At 39.0% G+C, this 25,382-nt stretch carries 20 protein-coding genes; 15 read left to right on the top strand and 5 right to left on the bottom strand.

The annotated features are described in order from the left end of the window. Positions 1–16: 16 nt before the first annotated feature. Genes EHQ24_RS07020 through EHQ24_RS06975 form a run of 10 tightly spaced genes read left to right on the top strand, consistent with a single transcriptional unit; the run spans position 17 to position 12,854 of the window. Positions 17–559: a PaaI family thioesterase gene (locus tag EHQ24_RS07020; protein WP_135600967.1), complete on the top strand. Its 543-nt coding sequence runs from the start codon at positions 17–19 to the stop codon at positions 557–559. Beyond that, positions 556–1,875, top strand: coding sequence for an LIC20035 family adhesin (locus EHQ24_RS07015; protein ID WP_135600966.1), 1,320 nt, complete (start codon positions 556–558; stop codon positions 1,873–1,875). The genes EHQ24_RS07020 and EHQ24_RS07015 overlap by 4 nt, the downstream gene beginning before the upstream one ends. Continuing rightward, entirely contained in the window at positions 1,866–2,846 is a 981-nt protein-coding gene (locus EHQ24_RS07010) for an AAA family ATPase (RefSeq protein ID WP_135600965.1), read from the top strand. Before EHQ24_RS07015 ends, EHQ24_RS07010 begins: the two co-directional genes overlap by 10 nt. Continuing rightward, positions 2,847–3,665: a DUF58 domain-containing protein gene (locus EHQ24_RS07005; protein ID WP_135600964.1), complete on the top strand. Its 819-nt coding sequence runs from the start codon at positions 2,847–2,849 to the stop codon at positions 3,663–3,665. Next, positions 3,658–4,497, top strand: a complete 840-nt coding sequence (locus EHQ24_RS07000; RefSeq protein WP_135600963.1) for an LB_053 family protein — start codon at positions 3,658–3,660, stop codon at positions 4,495–4,497. The genes EHQ24_RS07005 and EHQ24_RS07000 overlap by 8 nt, the downstream gene beginning before the upstream one ends. A gap of 2 nt (positions 4,498–4,499) precedes the next feature. Next, positions 4,500–5,453: a VWA domain-containing protein BatA gene (gene batA / locus EHQ24_RS06995; protein ID WP_135600962.1), complete on the top strand. Its 954-nt coding sequence runs from the start codon at positions 4,500–4,502 to the stop codon at positions 5,451–5,453. Continuing rightward, positions 5,450–7,081 (top strand): VWA domain-containing protein BatB, encoded by a 1,632-nt coding sequence (batB, locus tag EHQ24_RS06990; protein ID WP_135600961.1) that lies wholly within the window; start codon positions 5,450–5,452, stop codon positions 7,079–7,081. The genes batA and batB overlap by 4 nt, the downstream gene beginning before the upstream one ends. Beyond that, positions 7,065–8,636 carry a BatD family protein gene (locus EHQ24_RS06985; protein WP_135600960.1) on the top strand — a complete coding sequence of 524 codons (1,572 nt, stop codon included), beginning with the start codon at positions 7,065–7,067 and terminating at the stop codon, positions 8,634–8,636. Before batB ends, EHQ24_RS06985 begins: the two co-directional genes overlap by 17 nt. A 3-nt stretch (positions 8,637–8,639) precedes the next feature. Further along, entirely contained in the window at positions 8,640–10,472 is a 1,833-nt protein-coding gene (gene htpG, locus EHQ24_RS06980) for a molecular chaperone HtpG (RefSeq protein ID WP_135600959.1), read from the top strand. Positions 10,473–10,529: 57 nt separating this feature from the next. Continuing rightward, complete coding sequence (locus EHQ24_RS06975) at positions 10,530–12,854, top strand: sensor histidine kinase (RefSeq protein WP_135600958.1); 2,325 nt, start codon at positions 10,530–10,532, stop codon at positions 12,852–12,854. Here the strand turns inward: EHQ24_RS06975 and EHQ24_RS06970 are convergent. Then, on the bottom strand, positions 12,844–13,647 hold the full coding sequence (locus EHQ24_RS06970) for a magnesium transporter (RefSeq protein WP_244310325.1): 804 nt from the start codon (positions 13,645–13,647) through the stop codon (positions 12,844–12,846). The two genes, EHQ24_RS06975 and EHQ24_RS06970, sit on opposite strands and share 11 nt — an antisense overlap. A gap of 76 nt (positions 13,648–13,723) precedes the next feature. On the opposite strand from EHQ24_RS06970, the gene EHQ24_RS06965 reads away from it, so the two are divergent. After that, on the top strand, positions 13,724–14,902 hold the full coding sequence (locus EHQ24_RS06965) for an AZOBR_p60025 family cell surface glycopolymer formation protein (RefSeq protein WP_135600956.1): 1,179 nt from the start codon (positions 13,724–13,726) through the stop codon (positions 14,900–14,902). After that, positions 14,899–15,723, top strand: coding sequence for a 1,4-dihydroxy-6-naphtoate synthase (locus tag EHQ24_RS06960; RefSeq protein ID WP_135600955.1), 825 nt, complete (start codon positions 14,899–14,901; stop codon positions 15,721–15,723). The genes EHQ24_RS06965 and EHQ24_RS06960 overlap by 4 nt, the downstream gene beginning before the upstream one ends. Here the strand turns inward: EHQ24_RS06960 and EHQ24_RS06955 are convergent. The 4 genes from EHQ24_RS06955 to EHQ24_RS06940 all read right to left on the bottom strand — a co-directional run bounded on the left by EHQ24_RS06955 (position 15,709) and on the right by EHQ24_RS06940 (position 21,090). Then, on the bottom strand, positions 15,709–18,219 hold the full coding sequence (locus EHQ24_RS06955) for a discoidin domain-containing protein (protein ID WP_135600954.1): 2,511 nt from the start codon (positions 18,217–18,219) through the stop codon (positions 15,709–15,711). The two genes, EHQ24_RS06960 and EHQ24_RS06955, sit on opposite strands and share 15 nt — an antisense overlap. Positions 18,220–18,269: 50 nt before the next feature. Beyond that, positions 18,270–19,157, bottom strand: coding sequence for a helix-turn-helix domain-containing protein (locus EHQ24_RS06950; protein WP_135601155.1), 888 nt, complete (start codon positions 19,155–19,157; stop codon positions 18,270–18,272). A gap of 375 nt (positions 19,158–19,532) precedes the next feature. Continuing rightward, positions 19,533–20,354, bottom strand: coding sequence for a ParB/RepB/Spo0J family partition protein (locus EHQ24_RS06945; protein ID WP_135600953.1), 822 nt, complete (start codon positions 20,352–20,354; stop codon positions 19,533–19,535). Further along, a complete protein-coding gene (locus tag EHQ24_RS06940) occupies positions 20,338–21,090 on the bottom strand; it encodes a ParA family protein (RefSeq protein ID WP_135600952.1) in 753 nt (250 codons plus the stop codon). Before EHQ24_RS06940 ends, EHQ24_RS06945 begins: the two co-directional genes overlap by 17 nt. A 202-nt stretch (positions 21,091–21,292) precedes the next feature. Here EHQ24_RS06940 and EHQ24_RS06935 point away from each other — a divergent pair, with 202 nt between their 5' ends. The 3 genes from EHQ24_RS06935 to EHQ24_RS19345 all read left to right on the top strand — a co-directional run bounded on the left by EHQ24_RS06935 (position 21,293) and on the right by EHQ24_RS19345 (position 24,589). Continuing rightward, positions 21,293–22,636 carry a helix-turn-helix domain-containing protein gene (locus EHQ24_RS06935; protein ID WP_244310323.1) on the top strand — a complete coding sequence of 448 codons (1,344 nt, stop codon included), beginning with the start codon at positions 21,293–21,295 and terminating at the stop codon, positions 22,634–22,636. Between the two features lie 2 nt (positions 22,637–22,638). After that, entirely contained in the window at positions 22,639–23,637 is a 999-nt protein-coding gene (locus EHQ24_RS06930) for a hypothetical protein (protein ID WP_135600951.1), read from the top strand. A gap of 529 nt (positions 23,638–24,166) precedes the next feature. After that, a complete protein-coding gene (locus EHQ24_RS19345; protein ID WP_135600950.1) occupies positions 24,167–24,589 on the top strand; it encodes a phosphatidylinositol phospholipase in 423 nt (140 codons plus the stop codon). Positions 24,590–25,382: the final 793 nt, after the last annotated feature.

Below are 25,382 nucleotides of genomic sequence, written 5' to 3'. Positions count from 1 at the left end.
ATAATAAGGACAAAGAATGAACCAACCTATAGAAAATCCTTCTAAACATGGTTACGAAATCCATCACGATACTTGTTTCGGCTGTGGGAAAGAAAATCCACTCGGACTCGTTGCAGATTTTACTTTTCATGATGAAACAGGTGAGGTTAACTTTACTTATAGTTTTAAAAGAATGTACAACGGAGCTCCAGGATTTGTTCACGGAGGGATTCTCTCCACTGTTTTGGATGAAGCTATGGGCGGTTTATGTTTTCACCTAGGTTATATAGTAATGACCGACACTATGAGTTTCAAATTCCATAAGGCAACCCCAGTTGAAAAAGAGCTGCAGATTCGCGCATGGCCAATCAAAAAAGCAAAACGCAAAGTATTACTTGAATGTGAACTCACATCTCTAGATAAAGAAATTTTATATGTTAAAGGAGAGGGTGCCTTCCATATCCTTCCTCCTCGTTTTTTCTCCGATAAATTGACCGGAGGAAAAATAGCGATTGCGAATGAATTGCTATCGGTAAATAAATTGAAACGCGCACATCTCTTCGACAGGATAGAAACATGAAAAACAAACTTCTCTACTTAATCATTTTAACACTGACAATTCAATGTTCAGGTGGCTCCATAAAAGACGGGTCAGGCGATCAGGAATTTGAACTGAAGTATTCTAAAGGGAAATGGATCCGCACGGAACGTTTCAAAAACTCAGGCGGAATTCGTGCAGTGGGAGAAGTAAAAGCAGAATGTGGCGGGGCCAAATGTACAGAAGACCAAGTTGCTAAGTTTGCAGCTCCAAAAATTAAATCTCTACCCAAACATGGTTCTTGGGAAGAATACATTCAATTCGAACAACCAGGTTCCACGGCTGAAAATCCAAAATACAAATCTACTCTTGACCAAGTAGGGGAATATAATGACGGTAAAAAAGTTGGACTCTGGAAAAAACCAGACCCTGAAAACCCACAAAAATTCATTGTCGAAACTCCTTGGGTTGATGGGAAAAAAGAAGGAATCGCAAAAACTTTCGACAAACAAGGAATCGTAACTTCAGAAACAAGTTATGCGGATGATAAAAAAAATGGCCCCTACTACCGAAAGAATAACAAAGGTGAGTGGGTAGAAAAGGGATCTTTTAAAGATAACGAAGAAGACGGAGAGTGGATCTATTATTTCGTAGGTGCTGATGGAAATGGAATCAAAACCAAAGTCTCTTTCAGTAATGGATTAAAAAACGGCCAAGAAATTAACTATTACAAAGACGGAGTCGTTGAATCACAAGGTTCATATTCCTCTGACATTCGCAGCGGGTTATGGAAAATGTTTGGGTCTAAAGGAAATTTACTAGCAGAAGGGAACTATTCTAAAAAAGAAAATTCCGAAAACCTAGATATTAAGTATGAAAGAACAGGAACCTGGAAAGAATATTATGCCGACGGAAAAATTTTTGGAACAGGGCCAAGAAAACATACAAGAACCGGCGAATGGAAGTTTTACTATAAAAACGGACAAATTGGATACCAAGGCAATATGGCTAACGAAAGTATGTTAGAATCTGCTAAAGTGTATGACAATACTGGCAAAATCCTTGGCGAAGGCAAAATGTTCTTTTCTCTTGTAAAAATTGATGAAGAAACACAAGATTTAAAATTAAACTACAAACCGAGCATTCCTTATACATACTTTTATCCTTCTGGTAAAAAAAGAATGGTGATTCGTTCCACAGAAGATGCTACTGAATACTCAGAAGATGGTAGAGAGTTAGGAAAAGGACCTGTAGAACCTCAAGGTAGAAAAATGGGATGTTGGACCATTGGAGGCAAAACAGAATACTATATGATCGATAAACCAATGCCAAAAATGACTCCATCACAATGCAAATAGACAAAGAACAAATCACAGAAATCTCCGACCAAGTAAAATTACTTCGGTCGGAACTATCAGAATCCATTTCCGGCATGGACAATGTCATCCAATCCTTGTTTGTAGGTTTGGTCGCCGGAGGACACGTGTTACTCGAAGGAATGCCCGGTCTTGCAAAAACATTAGTGGCAAAAAATTTAGCGGCTATCCTTGATGCTAAATTTTCAAGAGTTCAGTTTACTCCCGACTTATTACCGGCAGACTTAACGGGAACCAATATTTTTAATCCAAAAACTTCATCGTTTGAAATCCGGAAAGGCCCAATATTCACAAATATTTTGTTAGCTGACGAAATCAATAGAGCTCCGGCAAAAGTACAATCGGCTTTATTACAATGTATGGAAGAAAGACAAGTTTCAATCGCTGATGAAACCTTCGATCTAGAACCTCCATTTTTTGTCATTGCAACACAAAACCCAATTGACCAAGAGGGAACCTATCCACTTCCAGAGGCACAACTTGACCGTTTTTTATTTAAGGTAGCTGTTACTTATCCTTCCTTTGAAGATGAAGTGGCCATCTTACACCAACATGGAAATTTAGATTTTTCCAGAAAGAAGGCTAAAAAAGTAATCAAACCAAAGGAAATCCACAAGATCTCCGAAATCTCAAACAAAGTTTTTGTGGAGCCTAAACTACAAAACTATATTGTCAACTTAACAAGAAATACAAGGCCCGAAACGACAAGTGATAATGAATTAAAAAATTTCATTCAACATGGAGTGAGCCCACGGGCTAGTCTTGCTATGCTTAAAGTAAGTAGGATCAACGCCCTCTTAGAAGGAAGAGATTTTGTAATCCCTGAAGATATCCAACGTTTTTTCTCAGAAATCGTAAAACATAGACTTCACTTATCGATTGAAGCAATTAGCGAGGATATCAGCACCGATTCTATCATCAAACGAATCCTATCTGTTACGGAAGTCCCATAGATGTTATTGCCAGAGTTAAAACGACTCCTTCAAGTTTTACAATGGGAAACTAAGAAAAAATTTTCATCCACCAAACAAGGCCTTCTTACTATGTCTGAACGGGGAAGGGGCCTTGACTTTAAAGAAGTAAGAAATTATCATTACGGCGATGATATGCGCTATATTGATTGGAACGTTACATCTCGCACAGGAGAACTTTATACAAAAGAATATTACGAGGAACGAGATGCCTCTATTATTATCTTTTATGATACAAGCATTTCTCTTAGCGGCTCGAAAAGAACTACTGCTTTTCAAATTTCCCTTTTTTTATCTTTATTCCATATCAAAATGGGGAATCGAGTGTTACTCGTTCCATTTTCTGATCACCAATTGTCACCAAGCAAATGGATTCGCACAGAATCCGAAATTTTGCTGGCATTTTCAAAACTCGCAAAACAAACATTAAGCGAAGGTACCAACTACTCGAATGCTTACCAATTCGCCTTCAAACTTTATCCAAAATATGCAGTATCTTATTGGATTTCTGATTTTAATGATTTTTCTAGTTATATAAAAACAAATAAACTACCAAAAATCTGGGAATCCGTAGGAATTTGGGTTCAAGATGAGATAGATACTTTAAAATTTCCTTTCTGGCTTCGATTGTTCCAAAAAATTTCAGAAGAGAACCCAAACATTCGTAGCAACGAAACAATGTATAATGATGATCTAAAAGCAGCCAAATCATTTTTCGGAGTACAATTTGTACAAATAGACCCCAATACAAAACTTTCCAATCAAATCCTTCCTCTATTTAGAATCAAACGCAATGGCTAAATACATCATTTTATTTTTAGTAATTTCTATTCCAATATTTGGCACTCCAAAAGAGACTGTCTTAGAAACAGATATCTATGTGGGAGATACAGTTCATTACCAAATCGAGTTATCAGAATCTACAGAAGTAGATTTAAATATTGAGGAAGGTGAAATTTACGAAGATGATACAATGCCTTCCTATAAAATTTCCAATGTGATTAAAAAAGAATCCAAATTAGAAGCTACCGTTATTTTTTTTAAACCAGGTAGTTTCGTTTTACCTGTTTCTTGGATACAAAATAATATAAACCAAAGATCATCACTTTCTATTAAAGTGAAGTCACAACTACTCGGTTCAGAAACCGATATCGAAGATATTGAGCCACCACTTGTTTTTTCAGGGCCCTATTTTTTTCGTTTATTGATCATCCTAATCATCACGGCTATCAATCTATATTTACTCTATGCATTATATTTATACTGGAGATCCAAACCAAAAGTTGTAGATGCATTCTGGGAAAAAAGGCCCGTCTTCGAAGAAACTACCAAACGTTTACACCTTATTGAGACCTATCTAGAATCCGAAGTTATCTTCGAAAAAGAGTTGGCATTTAAAATTAGCGAATACCTCAAAGAAGTTTATTCCAAAAAATTAGAAACCAACTTCCTTGGGAAAACTGATTCCGAATTCTTAGTAGATTTATCCAACAGAACACATATAGAAAATTCAACCTTAAGAGACTTACGAATCTATTTTAGAAAAACCAAATATGATGAAAACCATACGGTACTCGACAAACAATCGGGGCGGTCTATTTGGGAAAAAATCAAAAAGGAATTCGAAATATAACTATGGATCAATTCCAAAGGCCATACCTCTTATTTTTAATCATCCCTCTATTGTTACTTGGGATTTACCAATGGAGAAAAAAACCCTTCGGATCCGTCCTACTCATCCAATCGGATCGGTTCAAAAAATCCGAATCTTTCATTCCCATCAACTTTCGCGCGTTAGTATCAAAATTAACCGAATTAATATTTTACATAGCGGGAATTTTTTTAATTATAGCTTCTGCAGGACCTGGAGAAAAATTCAAATTAACACCTGACATTACAAATGGAATCGATATCATGATCGCACTCGATATTTCAGGTTCCATGGTCAACTCCTACGACTTTTTACCAAAAAATCGGTTAGTGGTTTCCAAAGATTTGCTGAAGGCATTCATCCAAAAACGTTTGTATGATAGAATCGGGATTGTAGTGTTTGCGGGAGCCGCATACTTACAATCCCCTCTATCAAATGATAGGTACGCGTTAGATGAACTTATCTCAGAAACGTCGGACGAAGATATCAGCGAACAAGGGACAGCTATCGGCGATGCTTTGGTTCTGTCTACATACAGACTAAAAGACTCCAGTGCAAAATCTAAAATTATCATTCTACTCACAGATGGAGTGTCAAACACCGGCAAATTAGATCCAGAAACTGCATCCTACGCAGCAAAAACCTTTGGAATTAGAGTTTATTGTATTGGAATCGGAAAAGAAGAAAGTCAATACGAAGTAAACTACGAATCCTTAGAAAAAATTTCAGAAAGCACAAATGGAAAATTTTTCCGCGCGGAATCCCCGGAAATTTTAGGGGAGGTGCTAAACGAAATCAACGGATTAGAAACAGTGGAACTTCCGTCTAAACCTATGGAAATTCACGAAACACATTTCCCAAAATTTTTATTCGTTTTCTTTATATTGTTAGGAGTGGTGGGTTTCCTTATGGTATACCCGTTCACGGAAAAACTATGATTACATTAAGTTCCATTGCAACGACAGCAATCCTTGTAATCTCAATTTGGATTTTAGTATTTTCTGGAAAATTATATTTAAATATAAAAGCAAATTCCTTTCGAATCCAAAACCCAAATTTAAGAAATCGAATCTTTACAGCGAATACCAAAATTTACATAATTCGAATTGTCTGTTTATTACTTTCTCTCTCCTTCGCGTTTTATTCCTTATTCAAAATCAAATCAACGGAAGTGGAATCCGTGAAAGAGTTTGAATCGGCAGATATCCTATTTGTAGTCGATGTCAGTTTGTCAATGAATACCACTGACGTAAGTCCCAATCGATTAAAACGGTTTCAAGATTTAGCTTTAAGAATCTTACCTAACTTAAAAGGAAATCGATTAGGAATTATTGTTTTTGCGGGCCAATCCTTTTCTTTTTGCCCACTAACAACGGATATAGCGGCAGTTTCCGATTATATTCAAGCTTTAGGTGTAGAAATGGTCGGATCCAAGGGAACAAACCTTTCTTTGGCCTTGGAAAGGTTAAACAAAATTAGAAAAAAAAACAATCACGTTACTTCACAAATAACCGTCGTGGTTTCCGATGGAGAGGATCATGAAAACCAAACCTTACCACCTATCGAAGGAGAGGTGATTGTTTGGGGAATTGGAACAGAAGAAGGTGGATTCATAGAATATCGTGACCCAGGAACCGGACGAGGGGGTTATGTTACAAAGGATGCAGGGATTTCGAATTCACAAACAGACTCTAATCTAGTCATTTCTAAAATGAATGTAGAACGATTGGAATCGATCGCCAATCAAAACCATGGAACCTATTATGATGTTTCTCTGTATGCAGATGGAGCATATGCACTTTTGGATATTGTACAAACAGCAAAAAAGAAAAAAATACAATCCATTGAAAGGTTTAAAAATGAAGACGGAGCCCATCCATTTCTAATTGCCTCTATCATTTTTTTATTTTTAGAAAGAATCTCAAACCTATTTCTGCAAAAACTTCCGAAAGGAATTTATAAAATTCTATTTATACTTTTACTTCTTAGAGTCAGTCATTTAGAAGCATGGGAATTGGATCCGGGTGGAAATTCCATTGAACGAGGTGCGAAGGCCTACGAGCAAAAAAAATATACAGAAAGCCAAAAGGAATTCGAAAAAGCAAAAGAATACATCCCTGATGACCCAAGGCTATTTTACAATGAATCGGCAACCGCTTACCAAGAAGGTAGGTACAAAGAGGCAATCGGTATCGCTGAAAAAATTCTAACCCATCCCAAATCAGGCAATGATTTAAAGGCCAAAACTCATTTTAGCCTAGGAAATATCTATTCCAAATTAGGTGACAAAAAAAACGCATTAAAATCATATTCTAAAACTTTAGAAATAGACCCAAACCACCTATCTGCTAAAAAAAACATTGAACACTTAACAAAAAAAAGGGAATCAAGCCAAAGTCAAAATCCAAACAACACCGAGCCAAAACCAAACAAACCTCAGGAAGAACAAAACAAGAATCGGAAGGAAGAAAAATCAGATGCAGAAAGAATTTTAGATCCTTTTTCGCAAGATTCCATTCTAAAAAATAAAAAGGGAGGATATTCAGATAATGAAAAATTTTGGTAACAAAATTTCTTTTTTCTTCCTAATTTCTCTTTTCCCATTGAACTCCATTTTCTCTTCGGATGTGGAATTCCATTTGTTCCCAAATGAATTTTCACTCGGGGAACATGCAAAACTAGAAATCAAAGCACGCGGTGATAAACCTTTTCGCCCACTTCAAACCAACGTAAAAAAAAATGGGGTTCGGATTCGTTACTCAGGCAGTGGGACAGAAACACAAATCATCAATTTCAAAGTTTCCAAAGCACAAATACTCAATTTCTATGTGGATACGGAGTCGGAAGGAACATTCCAACTACCTGAAATCTCTGTCGAATATGATAACAAAACTTATACTGCACCTCCATTCCAATTTAAAGTTAGTAAAAAAAGTAAACACCCTCAAAATCAATTTTTTAACCCATTCCAAGTAGATGACTTTGAATCTCCTTCGGAGGAGTCGCCTGAAGTGGCCTTCCATACAAACAAAATTGTTTTTTATAAGGGGGAACCCATCGTCGGTTATTTTGTCCTTTATTACAATGGCTATAGGCAACCTTTTCTCGAAAGAGATCCAAATCAGTCCATATCCTTTCCCTATTTTTTATCAGAAACCTTAAGACAAGTATCCGTACAAATTGAACCGGAAGTACAAAGAAAAAATAGTATTAAAAAAACGTTGGTTTATGACAAAGAAATTTATGGTTTGACACCCATCAAATCAGGAAGGTTTCAAATTGGAAAAACAAAATTTATCTCAGGGGATAGCTTAAGATTCAACTCTTTACAAGAAACGGTAACCACAACACCAGCAACAGTTACTGTTCTGGAACTACCATCTAACAAACCAAAGGGGTTCACAGGAGCCATTGGGAACTTTAAACTAAACCTTACCAAATTTCCGAAAACGATCCACCGAGGAGAAACTTTATACTTTGAAATTTCAATCGAAGGGGAGGGTGGTTATGAAGGGATTAGTCCAACTCTCATATCCAATCCGGATATCCAATTGATTTCACAAAACAAAACCAAAACATTTCGTAAATTAGATTCGGGTGAATATGGATTTTATTCCGTAGTTCAATTCCAATACGGGTATCAAGTTCCTAAATCTGGAAATTTACAATTGGAACCATATACATTCAATTTCTTTTCATTAAATGAGAACCAATACAAAACTCTGTCAATTCAGTATCCGGAAATTTCCATCCTCCCAACACAAGGAAAACAAACAAAACCTCAGATCCAAAATCAAAACACAATAAAACCGCCCTCCATTTTTATTTTGGTTTTTGTTGCCATCTTAGGGATTCTTTCTTATTTAGGATTAGTCAGGTACACTCAACACAAACAGAAAATAGAATTTGTAGAACTTGTTTCCAGTTTTGGAAAAAAAAGAAATACTTTCCTATTCGACTATCTGACTAAACTCGGATTACCAGAAGAAGATTCTGAGTTTTTAGTATCCCTTATCGGTGAAGGGCATAAAGAAACGCTCGAAAAAACATTCCAAAGTTTAAACAAAAAAGAAAAATTCAAACTCATACAATTAACAAAACAATTAAAACAAAAGGATTAACATATGTCAGCTGAAGAAACAGGCAAAATAAGTGTAGAAACAGAAAACATCTTCCCTATCATCAAAAAGTGGTTGTACTCTGAAAAAGATATTTTTCTCCGAGAATTAGTATCTAATGCAAGTGATGCCATTACTAAACTAAAAAAGATTGCTTTGTCAGAAGAATTTGAAGGTGGCAATGACTATAAAATTGACCTAAATTTTGATGTAGACCAAAGAATCCTCACGATTGAGGACAATGGAATCGGGATGACTTCCGAGGAAGTTAAAAAATACATCAATCAAATCGCTTTCTCAGGGGCAACAGACTTTGCAAAACAATACCAAAATGCAGAAAACAAAGCTGAAATCATTGGTCATTTTGGATTAGGTTTTTACTCCTCTTTTATGGTATCGAAAAAAGTAACTATAGAAACAAAATCTTACAAAAAAGGGGAAACGGCTGTTATATGGTCAAGTGAATCAGGAACTGACTTTACAATTTCGCCAATCGAAAAAGAGTCAAGAGGAACAAAAATATCACTTTATTTGGATGGAGAGTCCGGCGAATACCTAGACAAATGGAAACTAAAGGAGTTAATCAAAAAATACTGCGACTTTTTACCAGTTGGGATTTTTGTCCAAGGCGAAAAAGCAAACCGCGAGAAACCTTTATGGTCAGAAGAACCTGCTAAAATCAAAGAAGAAGAGTATAAAGACTTTCATTCTTACCTCTTTCCATTTTCAGGAGAATCTCTCTTTCATATCCATTTGAACGTGGACTATCCTTTCCGATTACAAGGAATTCTTTATTTTCCAAAACTCACTCATGAATTAGAAGCTTCCAAAAATGGAATCAAACTTTTTTGTAACCATGTTTTTGTCAGCGACAACGCGAGCGAACTCATCCCGCAGTTTTTAACAATTTTAAAAGGAACCATTGACATTCCCGATCTTCCATTGAATGTTTCAAGATCCTATTTGCAAAATGATCCACTCGTAAAAAAAATATCAAACCATATCATCAAAAAAGTGGCGGATCGTTTGATTGATGATTTCAAAAAAAATAGAACTAAATACGAAGAAAATTGGAGTGATATCTCTTTATTTGTAAAATATGGAGTTTTGACGGATGAAAAATTTTATGATTCCATGAAAGATCATTTGATTTTTAAAAACTCAGAAGGTGGATACTCAACCATTTCAGAATATCAGGAAAAAAATAAAGAGAAGAACCAAAACAAAATTTTTTATGCCAATGAAACAGAGATGGGCTCCGTATATATGGAGTTATTAAAATCACAAGGATTAGAAGCAATCCTTGTCGATTCCAAAATCGATTCCCATCTCATCCAACATTTAGAAATGAAAAACCCTGATTGGAAGTTTCAAAGAGTGGATTCAGAAATTGCGGACCAAGTTCTCGATAAGGAAACGCCGGATCAGTTAGTCAACGAAGACAATAAAACTGAGTCGGATAGAATTCAAAATTTATTCCAGTCTTCCTTGCCAACTGAAGGAGTGGAAGTAAAGGTAGAAGCATTAAAATCCATAGAAGTTCCAGGAGTCATTCTTTTGCCAGAATTTATGAGAAGGATGTCAGAGATGAACTCAATGTTGAACCGAGAAGACACAAAGAACATTCTAAAATCACACACCCTTATGGTAAATTCGAAGTCACCCTTAGTTAAATCCGCCTTACAGGCGTTTGAAGGTGTAAATCCAGAGAAAGGAAAAAAATTGGCACGGGCCATTTATGACCTTTCCTTACTCTCTGCCAAAGTGATGGACGAAAAAGATGTTTCAGAATATACCAAAAGAACAACAGAATTTCTCCAGGAGATTTTTTCTACTTAAAGGCAAAACCATCTAGAAAGATTTGGCAACGATCCCTGTTTTTGGGATTGTTGCTCTGTGATCCAGATTTGTATAACAAGTCGACTTAGTTCCTTACCAGTTGTTGTAGCCTATAAAAAGGGATATTTTGAAGAATTTGGCGTGAAGGTCACACTACACGTCAATACTCACCACAAAGCAATTATGCCATTACTTGACGCCGGTCGAGTGGAAGCGGGTGAAGTTCCGACCATTGCATATTTACAAGATAGTTTCTTAAAAAAATCAAAACTCAAACGAATTTATAAAGGAATTTATCTCTATCAATCTCCACTTTCTTTTTATTCCAGGTTCCAATTCAAACCAGAAGATCTCACAAGAAACAAAGCATACATCCTTCCGGTTCCTCACCAGTACTCAGTAGAAAGACTCTTTGCAGAAAAATTTTTAGAAGAGTATGCGCCAAAAAACCCAGTTAAAGTGCGTTACGTTGATACTCCCGGGTTTTTAGAAGAAAAAGAATTTTTAAAACCTTCTTGCTTAGGTTTAGTTTCTGATCCGTTTTCTAGTCCCTTCCTTCGGAACTTTCAAGACTTTGCAAACACACTCGAGTTACCCATTTTAGAAGCAAAATCCTTTTACCCTTCCACCTTACTTGCATTTAGTGGTGATGCCATATTGAAAACTGGGAGAGAAGTTTCCGGCGTATTACTCGCTGTCAAAAAAGCCATTGATTTTTTGCAAAACACAAACCAATTAAACACGGGAAACCTTTGGGATGATTTACAACTCTCCCATTTTTATCCGCACTTAAGAGTAGGGGAAACCAAAAACCTATTAAACGCACACCCTCTCATCCAAAAGGGAGTTTTTTCCTACCAAGGTGACTCCACTACACTTTTCCCTCTCTTAAAAGATGTTTATTTCCGACTCATTAGAAGGGTCATACAACCAGAAGCTGTCAAATCAGCTCTCGACTTTGACGAAATTCTAGCAGCACTGGAACCCAAAAAAGTTTTTGATGTACGAAAACTAAATAGTTTCCAAGAACCCGCAGAATCAAAACTCCACGCACCATCACAAATCAATTACAGAAAACTCAATGCCGTTAGACACCTGATTGTCGATGTAAACTCAGTGGTTTTAGACATTTTACAAGGTAACTATAACTCGCGTATCAACGCTGACGAAACATTACAACTTGACAATCGGGTCAAAGTCCTCGTTAACTCCATGTTAGATTCATTTAATGCCAAAATGGAACTACAAAGAGAAGAAATCACAGAGTTAGAAAACCTAATTTCAATTTTAGAAATCAAACTAGATAGATCTGCTGTTGATTTACAATATTCCGAAGAAAAGTATAGATATTTATTTGAATTTTCTAGAGAAGCCATCGCCCTCGTGGATGCGGATACAGGAAGTATCCTCGAAGCAAACAACCAGTTCCGTTCGTTAACTAGTTATACTAGAGGAGACATCACAAAATTAAATATCGAAGACATCATTTTAGGAAACCAAGTCTCAAACCAACTCCGATTTGGTTCGGACCTTTCTTCTGATACCATGTTATCTCTTCCCGATGTCGAAATCCTTGTTAAGGATGGAAGCAAACTAGAAGTCGATATTAGTTTTACATCCATCCTTCTTTCACCAAAAAAAAGATACCAAGTCCAGTTCCGACCCAACTCTGAAAGAAAGGAACAGGAAAGGTTACAACACGAATTTATCTCCAACGTAAGCCATGAACTCCGAAGCCCAATGACAAATATCAGAGGATATCTAGAGTTTTTTAAGTCCGACACATCATTACCATTTAACACCGAACATAAAAATATGTTAGAGGTAATTGATAAAAACGCAAAAAGACTCAGTTTTTTAATCGAAAACTTATTAAAACTAACTACATCCAGAGAAAAAGATAAAGAAGCAGAAGTGGTAGAAATTTTTGATCCGGTCCCAGTCATCGAAGATGTAATCCACATGAACTCACACCTAGCAAAAGGAAAACCCATTGAATGGGATTTATCTCTCAAAAAAGGATATTTTTTACGCGGAATCAAATTCGAGTTTTCACAAATCATTACAAACCTTTATGTAAACGCACTCAAATACACAGCGAAAGGCAAAATCGGAATCTCCATTTTAGAGACCAATGGGAAAATAGAAATCACAGTCGAAGACACAGGACTTGGAATTGATCCAAATTACAAAAACCAAATCTTCGATCGTTTTTTTAGAATCCCCTCTTCAGATAATAAAAAAATCGGTGGAACTGGACTTGGATTATCGATTGTTAAGTCGCTTGTGGACAAAATGTCCGGAGAAATCTTTGTCGAAAGTACAATGGGGCTAGGAAGTAAGTTTACCATTTACTTCCCAAAAGTAAACGTCACCGTTTAGAAGTTTTTTTCTTTTTTGCGATTTGTTTTTTCTTAGGTGCCGGTTTCGATTTGTTTTTCGAATTCAATTCATTTGGTTTGGGTAGGCGAAGCGCTGGAATATTTTTTTCTTCTAGTGGCATCTTTGACAACAAAAGAGACAATTCTAACATCTCACGGGTTCCTAACAAATGCATCATCTCTAAGGCTTGGTTCATACCCAGTTTTCTAAAAATTGCCAAAGCATTGGCCACACCAAAAAAATGAATCAAAACAGGAAGTTCTTCTAAACCCCTTTGTTTGATCCATTTTTTACAATCGGCAACAGAAAGTTCGCTCACAAGTTGGATCACAGAGCCCACTTCCATTTCATTTACCAACCAGAGAAAATCTTTCATCGGAATTTCTTTGAGTAGGGCAATGGATTTTTCAATTCCTAATGTTTTAAGAATCTCTACACTCGTTTCCTTACCTAATGTTTTTGCAAGTAATCCAACATCATGAGGAGGAATACTTCTAGAAACTAAAGCCAAATCAGACATCGGAAGAGAATGGATAAAGTATACTAAGTCATCATCCTCATTTTCTTTAATCATTTCCACAAGGATCTTCTCGGGAATTTGTTTTACTAGTTCCACAACTGTATCTTCACTCAATTTTTGTGTGAGAACGATGAGCCTTTCTTTAGGAACCTTTCCCGTCAGCGAAAGTAACTTTTCATAACCAAGATTTTTTAAAATCTGGAAGGACTTTTTGGGGCCAAGTTTTTCTAAATACTGATAAACACTTTGGATTGTAACGAGAACTTCTTTCATTTGCCCCAACTTTGGATACAAACTGTCAGAATCTTCGTAAAATTCCAGAGAAATTCCTTTTCGAATCTGTTAAATTTTGCAAAATGGAAGAGTGAAGCTGCGCCAACTTTGGGTTCTCATCTTTTTGTTCGTTTTAGGAGTCGGAGGGCTTATCTACTTCAAAACCGCTCCCTATGGACATTCCCTTTCTGCCCTCATTGGGATTTGGGAGGGATTCTATGAAATCAATCCGAACCTTGTTGATTCCCATTTTGTGATCTACAAATCAGGTGGATACGATGGACAGTTCTTTTATTTTCTCGCAAAAGATCTGTTTGATTCTGGAGATTGGGACTTAATCGTTGATTCTTATCATTTTAGGTTCCATCGGATTGGTCTTTCCTTGTTTACCGGTTTATTCTCCCATTTGTTTGGGTTTACCTATTACCCGGCAATCACCCTTTGTTTTTTATTCCTCGTGTTTTTTCTTTCTGTATTTTGTTTGTATTCCCTTCTTCCAGAAAAATCAAAATGGTTTGTTATCTTTTATTTGTTTTCCCCTTTTTCACTCAATGCAAATTTACTTTTAGTTGCCGATTCTTTGTTTGTTAGTTTTGGGATCATTGCCTTTTACTTTTTCAAAAACAAAAAGGATATTTTGTCTATTTTTTTCTTTCTCCTCATGGTGTTAACAAGGGAACTCGGAGTCTTATTCCTTTTGCCAATTGTTCTAAAAAAACTCACCGAAAAAAAATGGGGCGAGATGATTCTGTACTCAATCCCAGGATTCGCATTTCTTTGTTTGGTGGGATACGGATGGATCCAACCACCGAACCATTTAGGAACAAACCCTCTCGGATTTAGAGATATGACAGACCTACCTCTATTCGGATTTTTTAAAAGTTTTCAAGATGGAACCACTCTCCAGTTCAAACTCAAAGAATTTCCAAAAATTTTCTTTTTTATCTCATTTCTTGTTTTGTCTGTCGTTTGTATCCAGTCGCTAAAACAATCATTTTCTGCAGACATCAATTTGCTCGTGCCAATTGTTGGAAGTTTGTTTGTGATACTCATCGCAGAAGAAGGGTATTGGCGTTCTTTTGACAATCTCAGTCGGATGTTCACTCTTATTTTGCCTTTTTCTTTACTCTTAGACGGTGTTTTAAAAAGGCCTTTACTTCGTCTGTTCCTAGGTATCTCCACCACCTTATTTGTATTTTTAATCATTCGAATTGTCTGGATCACACCCACAAAGGAGTTTTTCTTTACCCCATGATATCCTTAGCTTATTCCCCTTGCCCAAACGATACCTTTCTCTTCTACCATTTGATTCGAAATTCTAGTTATCCTGTCAAAGAAGAACTTTACGATGTAGAAAACTTAAACGAATTTGCTTTCCAAGGAAAATTTCCTGTCACAAAACTTTCGTTTGCTGCCTATTTCCATATCATAGAAAAATACATCTTATTGGAAACTGGTTCTGCATTGGGAAGGGGTTGCGGACCCATTGTTATCCGAAAAAAAAATACAAAAACAGATCTAAGCAGTTACGAGAATTTATACATCCCAGGACTTTTGACCACAGCAAATCTTCTCCTTTCTCTTCATACCAATGGAAAACAGAAACCAACTCCCATTCGTTATGATGAAATCATTCCCAAAGTAATGAGTGAGGAGAATAGTCTAGGTGTCATCATTCACGAAGAAAGATTTACTTACGAAGCAAGAGGAATGGAAAAAGTTGTGGATCTTGGAGAATGGTGGGAAAGTTCTACAGGTTATCCCATCCCACTAGGTGCCATCGCAATCCGTAGAGACATCCCACGAGAGGAAGCACTCAAGTTTCAGGCAAATCTTCGGGAAAGTTTGAAATCTGCCTATTTAGAACCTAAAGAGATGATGGATTATATCAGAACTAATTCGCAAAACAAAGATGATGCGGTGATCAAATCTCATATTAATTTGTATGTGAATGATTATACAAAAAACCTAGGAACGGAAGGTCACGGTGCAGTAGAGTATCTTCTCAAACGTGCGGTCGAGGCGGGTTTCATTCAAAAACCCACCTCACTTCCTTTGTTTTTAGGAGAAAGTTAACATACAAAGGATATTCCCTTTGTCTCTTTTGCAAGCTTCCACTGCTTTTGCCACAAGCATTCCCGGTTTCAACTTGGATGGGTCTGCTTTTACTGCATGGCCAGAAGAAAGTCCTGATACCAAAAGATCTCCTGGATAAATAGGAACTTGTGTTGCATCCACATGGATTTTGGTGATCCCAAGTAAAGCCACAAGCACATACTCCACAGCCTTCTCTTGTTTTCCAAAAACCAGATGGGCACTGGCCACACAAACTCCAATCACGTTTGTGGAGTAGGGGTGTTTGGATCTTCCAAGAACTCCAGGTTCTTCCGTTGCTACAAGAAGGTCTCCCGCAGTCACAACATCTTTCCCATCCAATCGGAAATAACGAGCGATACATTCTTCGCCGCCATCTTTTGTGATCCGTAGATTTCCTTCAAACAAAGACTCACCACTAGCATAAATGGCTTTTCCTGAACCAGAAAGTTCTAACTCAGGAATCCCTTTTCCATCCACAACTAGTGCAAAATCACTTTGAGATAAAAACCTTCCACCAGGCGCCGTAGTTCCGGCACCTAAAATTCCAGCAGATTGTTTGGGTTCCCTTCCTTTAGAAATTCCATAGACACCAACGGAATCCCCAAAACCGGAAACTCCTATGTGTGTAGAAACACCAGAGACCCCAGTACCTTGTTTGGTATTTTTTCCGTAAATGATGGCATCTTTTCCTTGTGGAGGAACAAATCCCTTAATAAAACCTTCAGCCTCTCCCGTAATTTTTAAGAGCCCTGTGTGGGAATTAAAATCATGTTCTTTTTCCGCATAAGGATGTGTGTGTGGTTTAGGATCTCTTTTGTCAGACAACCTTGGATCATCAGAGAGCACCACCTTACCAGGAATAGACTCTCCATGGTTTGCAAGTAATACAATCCCTGCTTCCTCAAATCCAGCTTTTGCCAATCGTTTGTCATTACCTTGGACAACAACACCTGGTTTGTTTTCGCCGGAGTGGCCGAGTTGTACGATTCCATGTAATTCAGTGCTTGCATGGCGCAGTCGTTTGTCATTACCTTGAACGACTGTATTCGGTTCTTCTCCTCCATTCGGCGCAAGTTGTACAATTCCTTTGGCAGTGTTTGTGGCATCACGAAGCCTTGGATCATCTCCAGTAACCACCTTATCAATGGCAACTTCACCAGATTCAGCAAGTTGTACAAGACCAATTGTTTTTTTTGTGGCTACTCGCAATCGAGAGTCATTCCCTTGAACGGCGACACCTGGACGAGTTTCCCCATCTAACGCAAGCTCAACGATCCCTGGGTGTTCGGTAGATGCACTTCGTAAACGTTCATCGTCTGATTGCACAACAAGTCCGGGTCTTGATTCTCCACTTCTAGCCAACCTAACTAGACCATGAGTAAGTTCAGTGGCGATTTTTAGGCGTTTATCATTTCCTTGAACCGCAACCCCCGGTTTTTCTTCTCCGTCCGATGCTAACTCAACAATTCCGCGGTATTCAGTAGTGGCATCCCGAAGGCGCCTGTCGTTGGCTTGCACCACAACACCTTCTTTCACCTCACCATCCACGGCCAATCGAATGATCCCCGAACGAAGCACTGAAGCATAGGGGAGAGGTTCTCTCGTAGGTCCGCCGTAATCTTTTTTATCAGGACTAGAATACAATTCGAGTTCTATGACTTCGGTGATGTAATCTTTTTTATTTGGTTGTTTCTCTTGAAAAAAAACCAATTTCAGAAATCGTAAATTGACTGCAGAAAATCTCCATTTATACCAAGTCCCAGGTTCCGATAAAAAGAAATTCTCCTCGTGTAACTGGTGCCAAGTCAGATCATCTTCGCTATAATAAGTAACAAACCTTTCCGGAAAATTTGTTGTAGGATCATTTTTTGTGAGCATTCGCATCTCTTCAATGCGGTTCACAGATCCCATATCCAAAATCAAATACTCTTCTTCTGGTTCTTCTTTCTTTTTAGATGACCAACCGTAGTCAGGCCTTGTATCAAAAAGATTTTCTTTTACATACAATCTGTCCAGTTCTGAACTTGCTTGGATGGATTGGATTCCCGTGATGAGAATTTTTAACTGACCAAAACTAATCCGATTTTTACCGTTACTTGCTTTTCTTGATATTTTAGAAACAAACTTCACATAACGAGCGCTAGTAAGAGAAAATAGCCATTTTGCGGAAGTTTTGAATGATTTCCTGAAAGAGGATTCTTGTAAAATGGGTTCCCAATACTTTCCATCATGGGACAATTCAAATCGGAAAGAATCAGGAAAAAAATCCAAACCATCTTTTCCGGGAAGAAGTTCGATCCCATTAAAATAAACAACATCATCAAACTTAAAGATGATAGAAGAAAGTGAGGACTGCTCCTTTTCTTCAAAAAAGGATAAAAATTCTTCGTTTTTGACTTCGTAAGTTCCTGAAGTAGAAACAGATTTGATAGGTAAAGAGTAGGGGTGGCTTGTGCGGATTAAATGATCTTTCATTGCGCTTTGTATGCTAATTCCTTCCAAAAAATACCGTTTTTCTATCCAGTCTATCGAATTTCACTGAGGCGTGATCCCTCTTCTTTCTCTGAAAATACAACGAGAACTGCTGGTTTCACTTTTTCCGTAAAATACATCTGCACAATTTGACGCAAATGCCCTAACAGAGAAGAAGTGACTATAATCACGTTCCCGTCGGTTTCTACCTGCATTCTTTCGAGCTGGTTCCACGAGGATTGAGTCAGTTCTTTGCTCGCCCAAGATAAAAATCCTGCCCAAGATGCCGGATGAGAGAAAACATCTGCTTCTGGATTTTTCTGCTCAGTTTTAAGCACTTCCTTCCGTTGAGAGGATACGAGCTCCCTACAAAGTGTCTGAAGGTAAGAGGAGTTCGATTCCATATGTAAGGATACTGCTTTCTGATAAGCTTCTAAAGCAATTTCAGGTCCGAAGAGATCCACCAAATTTTCGAATGCTTTTTTCTTTTCCCTTTCCTTACTCATCTCCGAAGGTGCCGGCACCGCCGGTACATTGTTTGTATTAGATATAGTTATATTAATATGGTTAGGGGTTCCATCTGCACCCCCCTTGCTCGCCAGTTTCGACCCCCCAGAGAGGCCCATTTCGAGATCCCTGGGAGGTAAATTCGTATCCCCCAGAGGGGTAATCCTGGAACCCTCATAATGGAAAGAGAAATGGTATCTGGTCGAGGTCCTTCCGCTGCCCGGGACTTGGTAGAGTAGGCCCGCTTGCGTGAGTTCCTTTTTGGCTGATACAATCGACTTTTTAGTTTTGAATCCTGTTAGCCTCATCAATGTTTCTGTATTGGGCCAAACAGGTTTGAAATTGTAATCGCTGAACTTCAAAAGCACTGGGTAGAGTGTTTTGGCCGCATGGGATAGCTCTGCCCAAACACCTGAATCTATGATGTCGGTCATCAGACGGATATAGGGATGCCGCTGGTCGCTCACAAAAGCTCCTCCGCTTTTCTGCAAAAATTAAACCAAATTTAAGCAAATTTTACGAAGGAGTTGACATTATCTGACATAATGTTAATTATGTCTCATCCAACAACATTCCTTCGGGAAACCCCGACCCCCTGGATCACCAGGGGAATTTTTTTATGTTTCGGGTTGGGATACTAAAGATCCCACGTCTCTTGGGTCTCAAGAAACGTTTGCTCAAACTCAAATCACTTTAATTATGTCACATTATTGTCGGAATCCGACAGGTGTCAAGTTCGTACAGTAATTTTCCCGGGAAGTACTAAAAATTTTTTTCCTAAGTACTTGACTGCTTAGTACTTGATAAGGTTATGCCGAATCCCCGTATTTTTTCACCAACTCTTTGCGGATGAATTTATAAATATCACCTAGGAGGATTTCATCATCCGACAAAATTTGGATCCCAGCTCCCGTTCTACGGATTTTGTATCCGGAAAGGGTTTGTGATTTTCCAATGTTTGGTTCCCCGGATTTTGTTTGTTTGTTAAAATCTTTTGCATCCCTAACGGTTTTTAGGGCCCCTTTGTGGAAAAGGGTTAAAAATTCATCTAGACTTCCTTTTTTGGCAGCCTGAGCCGCTTGCACCAAAAGGTTTTTATTGTAGATCTCATTTTTTTTGCATTTCTCCAGATCCTCTTTCGACATTGAAGTGATGGAAAGAACCTCTGTCATATAACTCCGACTTTTCCCAAAAAGATCACCCAATTCTTGGTCAGTGTAACTATGGGAGTTTTTTAGGAAGAGAAGGGCATCCACCTCTTCATAGGGAGACAGGTTTTCTCTTTGGAGGTTTTCTATGACTGCTAATTTATAAATTTCTTTGTCGGGTCGATTGAGAATTTTACATTCGATTTCGGACCAACCTAAGGATTTGGCTGCATGGTATCTCCGTTCCCCGGCGATGATTTTATAGCTGCCTTCTCTCTCTCCTTTGGAGACAATGATGGGTTGCAAAAGGCCATCCACTTTTAAGGTCTGAGCAAGTTCCTCAATTCCTTTTTTTCTTTCTTGTCTTGGTTGGTGTTCTGAAGGTTGGATTTTGTCCATCCGAATGGTTCGAATGGTCCCATCTAAATTTTCAGCTTGGTAGATGTCAGCAAGAGTTCCGAGGCGTTTACTTTTTGAGCTCATTTAAAACCTCTTCAATAAAACCTTCATATTCTTGGGACTGTCTAGAAGTCCGGTTGTAATCATAGACCGATTTTTTTGCCAGGTGACTTTCGCCGATCGCTACTCCGTCTGAAATTGTATGTTCGAAGATACGGAAGTATTTTGTCAAAACGGGAAGGATGGTTTTTGTGAGTAGGGTCTGGGGTTTGAGTTGGGTGATGAGTGCACCTAAAATTTCCAGCTCAGGGTTGATCCTTTTTTTGATCGAGGAGATGGTTTGTTGTAAACCCATGATTCCGTCCATGGAGAACTTTTCTGCTTGGAGGGGAATGAGGACGTAATTGGCGGCTACCAAACTGTTCACTGTGAAAATGGAAAGAGAAGGGGGGCAGTCAATGATAACAAATTCAAAATCTTTGATTCCTGAAAGTGAGTCCCTTAAAATATACGGAGCCTCTACAGAGTTCACAGAAACTGTTTCCATTTCCGCCAAGCGCATGCTAGATGGCGCTACCCACAAATGTTCGTTATATGCAGGCGCAATGATATCTTTTAGGCTAGTGGAGTTTTGGAAGAGATGAGCTAGGTCTTTTTCCACCGTCTCTGGGTTTAAAAATATTCCCGTGGAATTTGCCTGCGGATCCATATCAATGAGTAAGGTCTTATGATTCCGACGGGCGAGACCCATGGCAAGATTCAAAGAAGTAGTGGTCTTTCCTTCTCCGCCTTTTTGGTTTGCAACTGCAATCGTGATCATCTGTCTCTTTTTCCCTTCCCAAATGGTATGCTTTCTTGCCGAAAATTTGGGATCAATTGTATTTTTAGAAAGGCGCAAAAAAAGGATTTTTCGGCCCCTTCTCTCTCCATTGTCGGACATCCGACATACTGAAAATTAGCAAAAACTATCTCCTCTGTTTACGTCGGACATCCGACATTCAAATAGGTACGTACTTGACAAAGTGATTAAATTTAAACAGTTTCATAACATGCCTTCTCAAGCCATTTCCCTACTTGCCTCTGAAAAAACGGGCAAGGATTGGATGGATTCTGTCCTTCCGATTTTGTGGGAAGGGTTATGTACGGAACTTGGATTCTCTGCTGGAGTTGTAGTTTTGAAAGCAGAGGGCGAAGATTCTTTTTATGAATCTGCCAGTTTCGGATACGGAGAAGATGGGTTTTATTATTCGTTTCTAAACCGAGGTTCTGATCATTGGGAAGAACTAATGCACTCACCAGAGCCCGTAGTTTTTTCCGGAAAGGAATTTGAATTATTCGGAAAAAATACAAACGCCTGCGCCATTCGGATCTCATCCAAAAAAACCGAGATTGGTTTTTTATTAGCGGAAATGGAGGAGGCAAGCCACCTTCCTTTTGCAATTTTTCTAAGCCTTTTTGCCGACAAGATCGGAACCGAATGGGCGAAATCCAAACCCAGTTTGGAAGTTTCAGATTCAATGCGAGAAGGGAATTCGCATTCCTTATACCGGAAAGAAATTCCTAATTTGGATTTAGCCAGAAGGGAGTTTGCGAGTCAAAAAGTTCTGACCATTCTTGGCCAAGCCGGCTCTGGTAAAAAAACATTAGCAAAGTGGATCCACCAATCCCATCTCCCCGGCGCTCCCTTTTTGGTTGTGGAATCATTACCAGAGCATTTTGGAAAACTGGAAAAAGCCCTGTCTCATTGGGGGGCAGAGTCCAGGCAGGGGAGTTTGGTTCTTGTAGGAATCCAGGCTCTCAGTTTAGGCCAACAACAAATCCTCTCCGACTGGTGGACCAAGTCTGGGTATACCGGCTCACTATTTTTACTTGGGTCCGAAGAATCGGGCCAAGAATTATTGCCAGAGTTTGAAAGATTTCTTCGAAAAAATTCGTTGGTACTACCATCGCTTAGGTTCCTTCCCAAAACGAAATTGCAGTCTTTGGTCCAGGCCATATTTGAAGAATTATGTGATTCTCAGAACCGATCTGGTTTGCAATTGGGCGATCGAAGTTTGCAAGAATTGGTTTCCAGAGGGTATGCGGAAAATTTCACAGACCTTCGAAACGCCATTTTGACCGGGATTCTCACCTGTCGTACGAACCAGGTAGAACCTGCAGATTTAGAACCAGGAAAATCCAAAATGGATTTGGAGATTCCCGATGCCGAAGATTTAGACTTGCGGCGTGGAACCGAGGCCTTAGAAAGGCAGAAGATTCTTCTGGCTATGCGGATCTTTTCGGGGAATCAAATCCGGATGGCAAAGGCCTTGGGTATTTCGAGGGGATCCCTCCAATATAAAATGAAACAGCTTGGTTTAATGTAAAGATGGATGATACTGTATACGAAGAACGGAAAACCCCCGCTGGTTTTTTAGTTAAAGTTCGACTCTCCAAGCTAACCTACGTCGTTTTTACTGATTCTGGACCGGAAGTCCCCAAAGGTGCCCGGAACAATTCCATTGTTGTCAATGTCCCAAGGGTTGGGTTTTTTGGAGACGATTTTGACGTTTCCCACTTCCATCTGGGGGAACTTTCCTTTGTGAATGTCAAAGCAGGAAAACTTGTCATTCCCTACCAACATGGCTTTTCTAATGAAATCAAAACCATCTATCTTGGAACGGGAAGCCTAAGCGATGTCCTCCCTGTCGTCATCTACCACTATAAAAACAAAGAAGAATTAATGGCAGCTTGGGAGAGAGGGGAGCAGGCCCAATTTTTGGTTGTGGATGAAGAAATCCCACGTTCCGACATGGTTTCCTTTAAAATCAGATACCCGAGTATGAATATCCTTGTGATCAAAAAACGGATCAATACTTCGGCGGAATCCCAAACACCGAAAACGGATGAGTCCAAGGACAAGGGTGTGGTGGATTATGACAAGGTGCGAGCCACTGACGTTGCCAAAAACCAAAACCTAAATACTTACAGCGAGAACCCTGTCTTTTTAGCAAGGATCCACCTTCGGGCTATGGAGCTTGATAAGGTAAAACAACTCCTCCTTGACTTTCATCTTTCCTCAGACGATGTAATGTTCATCCGAACCTTCCTGGATGTGATGATCAAAAATGAATTAAAAAAACCAGAATTAGATGTGGTGAAAAACCAACTCATTGCCATGAACGAAGCATTTCGTTTGGCAGTTCTTATTTTGGAATTTCGTGTAGAAGATTTTGAGAAGGAATTGGACGCCGGTTTTTCCAAAGAGATCTCTCATATGATCTACGCCCTCCTGGCAAAAGAACAAGAGACGGCCCAAGACCTAGAACATGAAATTGTCCTCTGGGAATGGAAGCTCCGAGTGCGCTCTCAGATTCTAAAAAAATAACCAAAATCACCTAAAAAAAGCTTTATTTTTGTAAGAATTCGGTGAAAACTGAGGATAATCCTATGATTTTCCTTGAAAAAATAAAAAAACTGGCACAAAAGTTGCAAATGAGCGCCCTTTTGGTTTTGCTCACAGTGATTTTTATTTTTCCTGTTTCTGGCCTTATGGCTGAAGAAGTAGACCTTCCAGTCATTATCCCAAACGATGAACTTCTCACGCCAATAGAGCTAAAAGACGGATTGGTTATTGAAGTGGTAGTTCCTAAAACAACAGAACTAGCTACTGCAGAAAATTCCTTCTCTCCTAACAACACCAAACTTACATCCAGCACCTCTAAATTTACTAATTTGGAATCTGCAAATTTTAAGACTCTATTTTGTTTGGAAGAAGTATCTGTTAGAAATTTTACGAATCCATCTGAAACCCGCATAGGACAAACGGGTGTAGGGGCTTCTGCTTTTGAGGCCAACCCTGAGGATTCCTTTGTAAAATCGATTGCCAGCCCAGGACTTTTTGGTTTTCTGGGGATATGTCTCAGCCGAAGCGAGTTGCCTTCCAAAAATTTCTCAATGCCATGCGAAAACTCTCTACAGAAGTCAATGACTCAGAGATCTGCAAACGATTGGAAATTCTTATGGCAACCAGTAAGGATGACCTCCCTCTGGCGCATGTCAACCAGCTCCTCCAAGATCCAAAAAACTTTGATCCTAAGACCATTCCGGAACCATACACACAGTATGTCCGACATTTCATCTACATGGTCAAACGGAATGGAAGAGTTCCTAGTGACCTTTTATCCGGGGACGAGGAACGATCAGGAGCGGATCGAAGCAGCGCTAAATCTGCCAAAAAAACAACCCCTGTCTCAAAATCCAAAGGCAGTAGCAGTAAACCAACAAGTCCTGTAAAGAAGGGGAAGTCTTCCCCTAAACCTAGCTCCAAAAATTCGTAAAAACCTCCCAATTCGATCTTATCAGAACCCTCCTGTGCTGCGCACAGGCCAGGATTGCTATTTTCTTCTTAAAGGGACATAGCCCTAGATTCCTCCCAAATCCTCTAAAAATGACCATTTTTAAGCATTTAAGTCAGATTCTATACCGGGCTAGTCAGTCATTCGTCTGAGTAGCCACTAGAATTGAAAAAACTGCCAAATTTTAGGCATTTACTGCCTATGCAATGCCTCAGGGTTATTTGACCAAAATCGGCCACCAAGCATTGGTTCGGCGATTCGCTAGTGTTTGGGTATGGGCATCTACTGTTCCTCCTGCGGCGGCCTGTGACCGGCATGTCCTGGAAGGGGCAGACGAAGAGTGGGCGATTGTTTGGTGCGCCCAAACTAGGTCAGAAAAGTGGCTCTATCCCTTTCGGCTCATCTTCTGGGCTCTTTCGAAAAGAAGAGCACAAAACTTTTGAAGGGAATAGTGGCCTTACTCGAGAGTGGCAGGAATTGGGCATTTCTAATTTTGGGGTGTTTTCGCCTATTGGAGGTTAGAGAGTGGGCTTGTTGGAGAAATCCTGCAAAATACGGCCAATCCGAGCGAATGGGAGCTGTAGGCGGCACAGGAAGGTTTTAACAGCAAATTCAAATCAAAAACATTAACCAGGCAACCAGAAGTGACCATAATCAGGCGGATATCCGAATTTCCCTAGTCCATCTAGGCCTTTGGCCAGGTTTCGGGGATTTCTGCGGGAACCGAATCAAATCGAGCAAAAACAGGAGTAAAAGCTGCCAAAAAGTCATGTGT

The sequence above is a fragment of the Leptospira noumeaensis genome (genome assembly GCF_004770765.1).
Lineage (GTDB): Bacteria > Spirochaetota > Leptospiria > Leptospirales > Leptospiraceae > Leptospira_A > Leptospira_A noumeaensis.
This window is presented reverse-complemented; position numbering and strand designations above follow the sequence as displayed.